10 protein-coding genes and 2 tRNA genes are annotated in these 10,844 nt (G+C 67.4%); 2 read left to right on the forward strand and 10 right to left on the reverse strand.

Annotated features, from left to right (window positions below; all coding sequences use genetic code 11):
• Positions 1-151 precede the first annotated feature (151 nt).
• The 5 genes from G5A07_RS12595 to G5A07_RS12615 all read right to left on the reverse strand — a co-directional run bounded on the left by G5A07_RS12595 (position 152) and on the right by G5A07_RS12615 (position 3,427).
• A tRNA-Pro gene (locus G5A07_RS12595) sits at positions 152-228 on the reverse strand.
• Between the two features lie 140 nt (positions 229-368).
• Positions 369-445 (reverse strand) — tRNA-Pro (locus G5A07_RS12600).
• A gap of 55 nt (positions 446-500) precedes the next feature.
• Positions 501-617: a cytochrome bd-I oxidase subunit CydX gene (gene cydX / locus G5A07_RS12605; RefSeq protein WP_005410354.1), complete on the reverse strand. Its 117-nt coding sequence runs from the start codon at positions 615-617 to the stop codon at positions 501-503.
• Between the two features lie 53 nt (positions 618-670).
• A complete protein-coding gene (gene cydB / locus G5A07_RS12610) occupies positions 671-1,822 on the reverse strand; it encodes a cytochrome d ubiquinol oxidase subunit II (protein WP_159360392.1) in 1,152 nt (383 codons plus the stop codon).
• A gap of 15 nt (positions 1,823-1,837) precedes the next feature.
• Complete coding sequence (locus G5A07_RS12615) at positions 1,838-3,427, reverse strand: cytochrome ubiquinol oxidase subunit I (protein WP_005410352.1); 1,590 nt, start codon at positions 3,425-3,427, stop codon at positions 1,838-1,840.
• Between the two features lie 228 nt (positions 3,428-3,655).
• Here G5A07_RS12615 and cydD point away from each other — a divergent pair, with 228 nt between their 5' ends.
• Both cydD and cydC read left to right on the forward strand, forming a co-directional pair.
• Entirely contained in the window at positions 3,656-5,401 is a 1,746-nt protein-coding gene (gene cydD / locus G5A07_RS12620; RefSeq protein ID WP_191863389.1) for a thiol reductant ABC exporter subunit CydD, read from the forward strand.
• A complete protein-coding gene (gene cydC / locus G5A07_RS12625) occupies positions 5,398-7,071 on the forward strand; it encodes a thiol reductant ABC exporter subunit CydC (protein ID WP_191863390.1) in 1,674 nt (557 codons plus the stop codon). The genes cydD and cydC overlap by 4 nt, the downstream gene beginning before the upstream one ends.
• Before the next feature lie 100 nt (positions 7,072-7,171).
• Here the strand turns inward: cydC and G5A07_RS12630 are convergent, their stop codons facing one another.
• From G5A07_RS12630 to G5A07_RS12650, 5 genes are all read right to left on the reverse strand, one after another.
• On the reverse strand, positions 7,172-7,516 hold the full coding sequence (locus G5A07_RS12630; protein ID WP_019336390.1) for a DUF1294 domain-containing protein: 345 nt from the start codon (positions 7,514-7,516) through the stop codon (positions 7,172-7,174).
• Entirely contained in the window at positions 7,517-8,629 is a 1,113-nt protein-coding gene (locus tag G5A07_RS12635) for a homoserine O-acetyltransferase (RefSeq protein WP_191863391.1), read from the reverse strand.
• A 180-nt stretch (positions 8,630-8,809) separates the two neighbouring features.
• Entirely contained in the window at positions 8,810-9,799 is a 990-nt protein-coding gene (locus G5A07_RS12640) for a cytochrome c biogenesis protein (RefSeq protein WP_049453054.1), read from the reverse strand.
• On the reverse strand, positions 9,793-10,242 hold the full coding sequence (locus tag G5A07_RS12645) for a cytochrome c-type biogenesis protein (RefSeq protein WP_019336393.1): 450 nt from the start codon (positions 10,240-10,242) through the stop codon (positions 9,793-9,795). The genes G5A07_RS12640 and G5A07_RS12645 overlap by 7 nt, the downstream gene beginning before the upstream one ends.
• A gap of 4 nt (positions 10,243-10,246) precedes the next feature.
• Positions 10,247-10,844, reverse strand: a 598-nt coding sequence (locus G5A07_RS12650) for a DsbE family thiol:disulfide interchange protein (protein ID WP_239511237.1), incomplete at its 5' end; no start/stop codon positions are given.

Raw genomic sequence — 10,844 nt, forward strand, 5'->3', positions numbered from 1 at the left:
CAGGTGGGGGTAGGGGCTGCAGGCGGGCCGGCAGCGCGGCCATTGTACGTGTGCGCTCTGGCAAGGTCCCGTCATGCGGGTGGCCTGGCGCTTGGCACAAAAAAACCCGGAGGACAGTGATGTCTTCCAGGCTTCTTGGTGACCACCGAAGTGGTCGGGGAGACAGGATTCGAACCTGCGACCTCTACGTCCCGAACGTAGCGCTCTACCAGACTGAGCTACACCCCGAAGGGAGCCGCCTATTCTAGCGATTCACCCCGATGGCGGCAAGGGGTGAATGCTGTTTTCTTCACACTGCCGAAGCAGTGCCACTTCAGGGAACAAAAAAGCCTGGACGACTTCACCAGGCTTCAATGCGACCACTTGAGTGGTCGGGGAGACAGGATTCGAACCTGCGACCTCTACGTCCCGAACGTAGCGCTCTACCAGACTGAGCTACACCCCGAAGGAGCCGCCTAAGATACCGTGTGAAGGCCAAGGCGGCAAGGTTTTTTTACAGCTCAGCGACGATTTTCTTTCTCGATACGGTTCTGCTCGCGGGCTTCGAACCACATGCCGTTGAGGATGGCCACCGTCGAGGCGAGGCCGGCGCCGAGAATCCAGGCGAAATACCACATGGTCAATCTCCTTTGTTCAAGGGTGTGCCGGCCGTGGGCCGGCACACCGGCAATCAGTAAGCGTTGGGGTTGTTGCCCATCTCTTCGGTGGTGGTCTTGCCCTTCAGCACGCGGTACACCCAGGTGGTGTAACCGATGATGATCGGCAGGAACACCGCCGTGGCCAGCAGCATGATCCACAGGGTCAGGTGGCTGGACGAGGCATCCCACACGGTCAGGCTGGAGGTGGGCTGGCTCGAGGACGGCAGCAGGAACGGGAAGATGGCGAAACCGACGGTCAGGATGATGCCGGCAATGGCCGCACCGGAGGCGATGAAGGCCAGGCCGCCGCGACGGGCACGCAGCAGTACCGCACTGGCCAGCAGGCCGGCCAGGCCCAGCAGCGGCGCCAGGATCGTGGCCGGCATCGCGCTGTAGTTGCGCATCCAGCCACCGGCGGCGCCGAGTTCGGCAGTCTTCAGCAGCGGATTGGTGGCGCCATCGGTAACCACCTGCGAGGTGATCTGGTAGCCCGGCAGGCCGAAGGCCACCCAGGCACCGCCCACTGCGAACAGCACGAAGGCGATGATCGCGGCGATGCTGCCGAAGCGGGCTGCACGTTCGGCCACCGGGCCGTCGGTCTTCAGTACCAGCATGGCGGCACCGTGGGCGACCAGCATCGACACGCTGAGCAGGCCGGCCAGCAGTGCGAAGGGCATCAGCAGGCCGAAGAACGAGCCGGTGTAGAAGATGCGCATGCTGTCATCGAAGTGGAACGGCACGCCCAGCACCACGTTGCCCACCGCCACGCCCATGATCAGCGCCGGGATGAAGCCACCGATGAACAGCGCCCAGTCCCAGGTGTTGCGCCAGCGTTCGCTGGGCATCTTGCTGCGGAACTTGAAACCGACCGGACGCAGGATCAGCGCGAACAGGATCACGAACATCGCCAGGTAGAACCCGGAGAAACTGACCGCATAGAGCGGCGGCCAGGCGGCGAAGATCGCGCCGCCGCCTAGGATCAGCCACACCTGGTTGCCTTCCCACACCGGGCCGATGGTGTTGATCACCCGCCGGCGCTCGGCGTCGTTGCGGGCGACGAAGGGCAGCAGGGTGCCCACGCCCAGGTCGAAACCATCCATCACGGCGAAACCGATCAGCAGGATGCCGAGCAGCAGCCACCAGATCACGCGCAGCGTGGTGTAGTCCAGAAGAATGAAATCCATCTTGGTTCTCCTGCCTCAGGCCTGGCCGGCGGCTGGCGCCGAGGCATTGTGGGAAGCATGCGGCTGGGGCGACTGCAGCGACGGCAGCACCTCGTCCGGACCCTTGCGGATCGCCTTGAGCATCAGCTTGATCTCGACCACGATCAGCGCGGTGTAGATTGCGGTGAAGCCTGCCAGGGTCAGCACGATTTCATGCAGGGCCAAGCCCGACGCCGCATAGAAGGTCGGCAGCACGCCATCGACAGCCCACGGCTGGCGACCATACTCGGCCACGAACCAGCCGCACTCGATCGCGATCCACGGTGCCGGCAGCGTCCACAGGGCCAGCTTGAGGAACCAGCGCTTGTCCTGGAAGTTGTTGCGGCAGGAGTAGTAGAAGGCCAGTGCGAAGAAGGCGATCAGGTAGAAGCCGAGGCCGGCCATCACGCGGAAGGTCCAGAACAGCGGCATTACGCGCGGCACGGTGTCCATCGCCGCCTGCGAGATCTCCTGCGGGGTGGCGTTGAGGATGTCGTCGCGGTAGCGCTTGAGCAGCAGGCCGTGGCCCAGGTCCTGCCAGTGGCGGTCGAACATCTCGCGTGCTTCAACGTCGTTCTTGTTGGCGCGCAGGCGCTCCAATGCACCGTAGGCCAGCTGGCCGCCACGCACGCGGTGTTCGGCGCGCTCGACCAGTTCCAGGATGCCCGGAATCGGCTGGTTCAACGAGCGGGTGGCGATCAGGCCCATCAGGTAGGGGATCTTCACCGCGTAGTCGTTCTGGTGGGTTTCCTGGTTCGGGATGCCGAAGGCGGTGAAGTCGGCCGGCGCACGCTCGGTCTCCCACATCGCTTCGATCGCGGCCAGCTTCATCTTCTGGTGTTCGCTGGCGGCGTAGCCGCTCTCGTCACCCAGCACGACCACCGACAGTGATGACAGCAGGCCGAACGCCGCGGCCACCGCGAACGAACGACGGGCCAGGTCCTTGTGCTTGTTGCGCAGCAGGAACAGCGCGCTGATCGCCATCACGAACACCGCACCGGTCACGTAGCCGGCGCTGACGGTGTGCACGAACTTGGCCTGCGCCACCGGGTTGAACACCACCGCCATGAAGTCGACCACTTCCATACGCATGGTTTCCGGGTTGAACACCGCACCGGTCGGGTTCTGCATCCAGCCGTTGGCAACCAGGATCCAGATCGCCGACAGGTTGGTGCCCAGTGCCATCAGCCAGGTCACCATCAGGTGCTTGACCTTGCTCAGGCGGTTCCAGCCGAAGAAGAACAGGCCGACGAAGGTGGCTTCCAGGAAGAAGGCCATCAGGCCTTCGATCGCCAGCGGCGCGCCGAAGATGTCACCCACGTAGTGACTGTAGTAGGACCAGTTCATGCCGAACTGGAATTCCATGACGATGCCGGTGGCGACGCCCATGGCGAAGTTGATGCCGAACAGGACGCCCCAGAACAGGGTCATCCTGCGCCAGATCTCCTTGCCGGTCATCACGTACACGCTCTCCATGATGGCCACCATGAACGACAGGCCAAGGGTGAGTGGTACGAATAGGAAGTGGTACATCGCGGTCAGCGCGAATTGCAGCCGCGACAGTTCTACGACTGTCTGATCAATCATGGCCTGGCTACCTCGTTGGATAGTGCCGTTGCAGGTGGCGGGAAGGGTGGTCTACGACGTGAATGATGTGACCGACTACTTCAAACAGCCTTGATCCAGATCAATGTATGAACAGGTGCCCCGGTTGATCGTATGCCAACCCGATGAAGACTGCGACCGCTGGCCGCAGAGGCCGGCCATTGCCTGCGCCTACAATGCCGTGTCTCCCCCGTTGCCCGTGAAGACCCCTTGAGCGCTGCCGAAACGACCCCTGACAGCCTGTCCCCGGAAGCCGAAACTGCCCGCCAGCGTCGTGTCCGCGCGGCGTGGCTGGCTGATCTGGCCCATTCTGCCCGGGGGCGCCAACGCCTGGCGGCCCTGTGCATCAGCCTGTCCGGTGCGTTGCTGATCGGCCAGGCCGCCGCGATCGCCTGGCTGGTGCAGCAGGTGCTGGTGGAGCGCGCGCCGCTGGCCTCGGGGCTGCCAGTGCTGGGCGGGCTGGTGGTGATCCTGGTGCTGCGCACGCTGCTGGGCAGCGCCACCCAGGCGGCTGCCGGGGATGTAGCCGATGCCGCGCGGCTGGCCCTGCGCGAGCGAGTGTTCGCCCGACTGCTCAGCCATGGCCCGTTGTGGCTGCGCCAGCGCCGCACCGGCGAACTGGGCGAACTGATGCTGCATCACGGTGATGCGATCGAGAGTTATTACAGCGGGTTCCTGCCGGTGCGCACCGAGGTGCTGGTGGTGCCGCTGCTGATCCTGGCCGCGGTGGCCTGGGTTGACTGGGTGGTGGCGTTGATCCTGCTGTTCACCGCGCCGCTGGTGCCGTTCTTCATGATGCTGGTGGGCTGGGGCGCCGAAGCCGCCGGTCGCGCCCAGTTGGGGGAGCTGGCGCGGATGAGCGGCCACTTCGCCGACCGCATCAAGGGCCTGGGCCTGCTGCGCCTGTATGGCCGCGGCGAGGCCGAGCTGGAGGGTATCGAGGCGGCCGCCGAAGGTGTGCGCGTGCGTACCCTGAAAGTGCTGCGGATCGCCTTCCTGTCGTCCACGGTGCTGGAATTCTTTGCCTCGGTGAGCGTGGCGATGGTCGCGCTGTACCTGGGCCTGAGCTATCTGGGCATGATGTCGCTGCATTCGGCGGTGCCGACGCTGGGCGCGGGCCTGTTCTGCCTGCTGCTGGCGCCGGAGTTCTACGCGCCGCTGCGGCGGTTGGCTGCGCACTACCACGACCGCGCCAATGCACTGGCCGCGGCGGCCGAGGTTGAGCGTCTGCTGCAGTCATTGCCGGACGAGCAGGGCCTGATCGAGAACGAGAGTGCGCCGCTGGCTGTGGAACCGGCCGAGGCCGCGTTGCCGCCGCTGCAGGCGCAGGGGCTGGTGCTGCGCCCGTTGGGCGCGCCGCACGACGTGCTGCAGGATCTGGATGTGCTGCTGGAACCGGGCCAGCGGCTGGCCCTGGTCGGCCCCAGTGGATCCGGCAAGAGCACGCTGCTGGAAGCACTGGCGGGCTGGCTGCCACCGCGTGCCGGCAAGCTGCACCTGCGGCCCGGCGTGCAGGTAGCCTATGCCAGCCAGCGGCCGTACCTGTTCCACGGCAGCATCGCCGACAACCTGCGCCTGGCCGATCCCGGCGCCAGCGACGCGCGGTTGCGCGCAGTGGCCGAGGCCTCGCAGGTGCTGCAGTTCGCGCAGCGCCTGCCACAGGGACTGGATACGGTGATCGGCGAGCGCGGCTTCGGCCTGTCCGGTGGTGAGGCACGTCGCATCGGCCTGGCCCGCCTGCTGCTGCGCGACCCGCAGGTGCTGCTGCTGGACGAACCCACCGCGTTCCTCGATGCCGATACCGAAGCGGCGCTGCTGCGCAGCCTGGCCGCCTATGCACGCGGCCGCAGCGTGGTGGTCGCCACCCACAGCCTGGCGGTGATCGCCTGGGCCGACCGTTGCCTGTTGTTGCCGGAAGGTCGGTTGGTGGAACCGGCACAGGCGGTGCGCGCATGAGCCGTTCGCCGGATTCGTTGCGTGCGGTGTTCCTGCGCCATCGGCCGCGCCTGCTGCTGACGATCCTGCTGTTGTGGACCACCATGCTGGCCGGCACCGCACTGCTGGGCCTGTCCGGTGGTTTCCTCACCGCCGCTGCATTGGCCGGTGCGGCCGGCCTCGGCCAGGGCTTCAACTTCTTCTCGCCGTCCGCGGGTATCCGCGGGCTGACCATGGCGCGCATCGTGTCGCGCTACTTCGAAAAGCTGGTGGGCCACGACGCCACCCTGCGCATCGCCCGCGACTTGCGCGTGTGGTTCTTCCGCCGCGCGCTGCCGCTGGCACCGGCACGGCTGGGGGCGACGCGCACCGGCGATCTGCTGGCGCGCCTGCTCGGTGACATCGGTGAAGTGGACGGCCTGTTGGTGCGTGCGATCGGGCCGCTGGTGGCGCTGGGTGCGCTGACGCTGGTGGCGGTGGCCTCGGCGGCGCTGATCCTGCCGTCGGCAGCAGTGTTGCTGGCAGTGCTGGCGCTGCTGATCGCTTTCGGCGTGCCGTGGCTGGGTGTGCGCGGTCGTGACGATGAAGAGGCGGACCGTGCCGCGCATCGCGCCGCACTGCGCACCGCCGCCTTTGAAGGGTTGGAGGGCGCGGGCGATCTGGCCGCGCTGCATGCCGATGCGGCGTGGCAGCTGAAGGTGCGCGTGGCCGCCAAGCAGCTGGCTTCGCGGGATCGTCGGCGCCGCTGGCGCCTGATCGCGGCCTCGACCCTGCATGGCCTGGTCGCAGGGCTGGGGCTGGTGGCGATGCTGGCACTGGCGCTCCACGCGGCCGAACAGCAGCGTATCGCGCCGGAAATGGCCGCGGGCCTGGTGTTCCTCACCGTCGCGCTGATCGAACTGTGGGCCGGGATGGGGTTGGCGTGGCAGTCACTGCAGTCCGGGCGGATCGCCGCTGATCGGTTGCAGGCCATCGTCGAGCAGGCGACGACGGTGGAGGATCCCGCAGCGCCACAGCCGGTACCGCAGGCCGCGCGCGTGCACTGGGATGACGTGCATTTCCAGTGGCCAGGCGCGGTGCGACCGGTGCTGTCCGGCCTGCGGCTGACGTTGGCGCCTGGGGAACGCATCGCCATCCGTGGCGACAGCGGCAGTGGCAAGACCACGCTGTCCAGCCTGCTGCTGCGGCTGTGGGATCCGCAGCAGGGGCGAATCACCTATGGTGGCCTCGACCTGCGCGATTTCAGCCAGGCCGACTGGCATCGGCAGCTGGCCTGGTTGCCGCAGAACGCGCCGGTGTTCGCCGGCACCGTGGCCGAGAACCTGCGCCTGGGGGATCCCGATGCCAGCGACGCCGCCTTGTGGGCAGTGCTGCGCCGCGTGCGCCTGGGCGAATGGGCCGAGCGCAATGGTGGCCTGCAGGCCTGGGTGGGGGAGAACGGCGCGACGATGTCGGCCGGCCAGGCGCGGCGGCTGGCGCTGGCCCGTGCACTGCTGCGCAATGCACCGATCCTGTTGCTGGACGAACCGACCGAAGGCCTCGACGTGGATACCGCACGTGCGCTGCTGCAGGACCTTTCCGGGTTGCTGGACGGGCGCAGCCTGTTGATGATCACCCACGACGACCTGCCTGAAGGCGTGGTCGATGCGCAGTACCGGTTGCGCGATGGGGCGCTGGTCCGCGAACTTTGACCGATGCACATCCGCGCGTGGCGTGGATCTACTGTAGAGCCGAGCCCATGCTCGGCTGCCTCGGTACTGAGCCGAGCATGGGCTCGGCTCTACAGGTTGGCTATCGCGAAAACTCGCGCAGCATCACCGCGATCGAGGCCACGTTGGCCAGCACGCACAGCCAGAACACCCACTGGAACGAGGCTTTGCGGTGCTTGTGGCGGAACATCGCCTGGCCCAGCAGCGCGCCGGGCCAACCGCCGGCAAAGGCCAGCAGCTGTAATGTGCGCTCCGGAATACGCCACTGCTTTCTCTGCGCCGCGCGCTTGTCGTGGCCGTACAGGCCGAACGACACCGCGCTGGCGAGCAGGCACCACCCACCCAGCCACAGCGGCAGCACGCCGCTGACCGTCAGCGCGATCAACGCGCCGAACGCGGCCAGCGCGAGATTACGCCGCCATGCCACCTACAGCGCGTCGAGAAAGCCGCGCACGGCCGGGCCGAAACGCTCGAAATCGACGAGGAAGGCGTCATGGCCCTGTGGCGATTCCAGGCCGATGAAGCGCGCATCGGCGCCGCCGGCGCGCAGGCCGTCGGCGACCTGTTGCTGCTGCTGCACCGGGAACAGGATGTCGGTGTTGGCGCCGATCGCCAGCGCCTTTTCCACCCGGATCTTCGCCAGCCCGGCCAGCACGTCGCCGTCGGCATATTCAGCCAGGTCGAACCAGTCCATCGAGCGGCTCAGGTACAGGTAGCAGTTCGGATCGAAGAAACGCACGAAGCGCCGTGCATGGCCTTCCAGATAGCTTTCCACCTGGAACTCCAGGCCGAACGGATCGTCGTCGGTCTGGTCCGAATCCAGCCGCACGCGGCCGAAGCGGCCATCCCACTCCAGCGCGGAGCGGTAGGTGATCACGCCCAGTTTGCGCGCCATGCGCATGCCGGACTCGGGGTACTCGGCATCGTCGTAGTGGCCGCCATTCCAGCGCGGGTCAAGGCGGATTGCCTCGCGCTGCAGCGAGCGGATCGCGATCGAGAACGGCAACGCCTGCGCGCTGCCGGAAATGTTGACGTGGCTGCGCGCGATGCCCGGATGCAGCATCAGGATGGCAAGGGCCGTCATGCCGCCCATCGAGTTGCCGACCACGCAGGCCAGCCGCTCGATACCTAGTGCACGCACGACGTCGACGGCGGCGCGGGCACCGTCTTCGATCGACAGCTCGGGGAAGTCCAGGCGGTAGGGCTGACCGTTGGCCGGGTTGAGCGAAGCGGGGCCGGTCGAGCCCTTGCAGCTGCCCAGCGAATTCACGCACACCACGAACCAGCGGTTGGTATCGATGGGTTTGTCGGGGCCAACCATCGCTTCCCACCAGCCCGGTGCCGGGTTGGCCTCGTTGGCCGCTGCATGCGCGTCTGGGGACAGGCCGGTCACGATCAGGATCGCATTGCTGGCATCGGCCGCCAGCGTTCCCCAGGTCTCGTAGGCCACGCGCGCGCCGTGCAGGGCGCCACCGCGCTTGAACGGGAACGGCGAGGGCAGGGCGTGGAAGCGGGTGCCGGGCGGGATGAATTCGGTCATGCACGCATTCTAGCGGGGCGGCATGTGGAGCTGGCGACACGCTGGTTTCCAGCAGCGGTTGGACGCGGACCGGACCGTCGTATCCACGCATGGCGTGGATCTGCTGTAGAGCCGAGCCGATGCTCGGCTGGCGGGCGCCGGCAACCCAATCGCAGCCGAGCGTGGGCTCGGCTCTACAAGTCAGGGAAACCGCAGCTCAACCACGCCGTCATGCGGCAGCGTCACCCGCACCACGTCGCTTTGCAGGTCGCCCTCGCTGCGATTGGCGCTACCAGTACGCGAGATGCGTGCCAGCACTTCCACGTCGCGATGTGCCGACAGCGGCGCGGTCGGCATCGGGCTGTCAGCGTCGCCCAGCCCGACCGTGGCCGGGAAACCGGCCAGTGGCAGCTTGCGTGCGGCCACCGGCATCTGCGGTCCACCCACGGCGCGGGCCAGCACGAATACCCGGGTGCTGGCCGGCCACTCGGCATTCTCCAGCGCAGGCAGCTGCACGCGTACCTGCAGCAGCGCCGCTGGTGCTGCAGGGGCGGCATCGGGTGCCAGGCCTGCGGCTTCGCGGGCGATGGCGATCTGCGCCTGCAGCGCCTGCGCGGCGCCGGGCTCAAGCCGTGGCAGCAGGCCGCTCCACACATCCGCGGCCTCGGCATTCTTTCCGCGCTGGCGCAGGGCGATGCCCAGCAGCCAGCTGGCGCGCTCGGCATCGGGTGCCTGTGCACGCGCCTGTTGCAACCAGGCCATCGCGGTGTCATCGAACTGCTTGCCGGCATCGGCCTGCGCACGTGCCTGCGCCGCTTCCACCAGCACGCCGGGGTCTTCCGGGGCGAGAGCGGCGGCACGTGCGAAGGCGTCCGCCGCGGCTGCGGCGTTGCCCAGTTCGGCCTGCGACCGGCCCAGCAGTGCCCAGCCATCGGCCCGCTGTGGGTCACGCTCCAGTGCATCCTGCAGGGCCTGCACGCCATCGCGCAGGGTGGCTACCGACGGCGTCGGTTGGACCTGTGCTGCACGCGGATCACCGACCAGCAGATACAGGCAGGCACCGGCCACGCCCAGTGCGAACACGCCGACCGCGAAACCGCGACGACCGTGGTGGCGCAGCGGCCACAGCACCAGCGCTGCCATCAGCGCAGCAACCAGACCGGCCAGCACCGGCAGCCAATGGCTCACCATCCGTCTCCTTCATCGGCCTTGCCGGCCGGTGCTGCGCCGACCGTACGGCCACGACGGCGGACAATGCCCAGCACCACCAGTGCGCCGGCGCCGAGCATCAGCAGGGGACCGCCCCACAGCAGCCAGGTGCCCGGCTGCAACGGTGGTTGATAGAGCACGAACTCACCGTAGCGGGCGACCAGGAACTGCTTGATCTGTGCATCGTCGTGGCCCTGCTGCATCAGCTGCAGCACCTCGCGGCGCAGATCCTGCGCGATCTGCGCGTTGGAATCGGCCAGCGACTGGTTCTGGCACTGCACGCAGCGCAGCTGCGCGGCCAGGTCATGGAAGCGGCGTTCTTCGGCGCCATCGCGGAACTGCAGCGGCTGCGGATCGTGCAGCGGCTGCTGTGCCACTGCGGCCAGCGGCAGCATCAGAAGCAGCAACGCCAGCAGCCAGCGCATGGGCTCAGGGCGCCGTGTGCAGCGTGCTGCCGGCATTGCCCTGGGCCTTCTCGATCTTTTCCAGCGCCGGGATCAGCTTCTCGTCGACTACGCGCTGGGTCATCGCACCGCTGTACTTCCAGCGCACGATGCCGCTGCCGTCGACAAGGAAGGTCTCCGGTGCAGCGGTCACGCCCCAGTCGATGGCGGTGCGGCCTTCAACATCACTGAGCACGACCATGAACGGGTTGCCCAGCTGCTCCAGCCAGTGCAGGGCATCGGTCGGCTCGTCCTTCCAGTTGTAGCCGATCACGCGCACGCGCTTGCTCTCGGCGAAACGGGTCAGCACCGGGTGTTCCTCGCGGCAGGCCGCGCACCAGCTGCCCCATACGTTCAACAGGTAAGGCGCGCCGCGCAGTTCGTCGCTGTGCACGATCATCTCCGGGTCGTGCAGCACCGGCAGGGCGAACGCCGGCGCCGGCTTGTCGATCAGCGCCGAGGGCAGCACGTCGCGCTGCGGATCACCCGATTTCATCACCCCGTAGATCATCAGCCCGAGCAGGCCGAAGAAGAACAGCACGCCGATCACGATGGCTACCGGCGGCAGCGGGCGGGAGGGGCGC

Source organism: Stenotrophomonas sp. AS012628, assembly GCF_010608305.1.
In the GTDB taxonomy this organism is placed as follows: Bacteria; Pseudomonadota; Gammaproteobacteria; order Xanthomonadales; family Xanthomonadaceae; genus Stenotrophomonas; species Stenotrophomonas geniculata.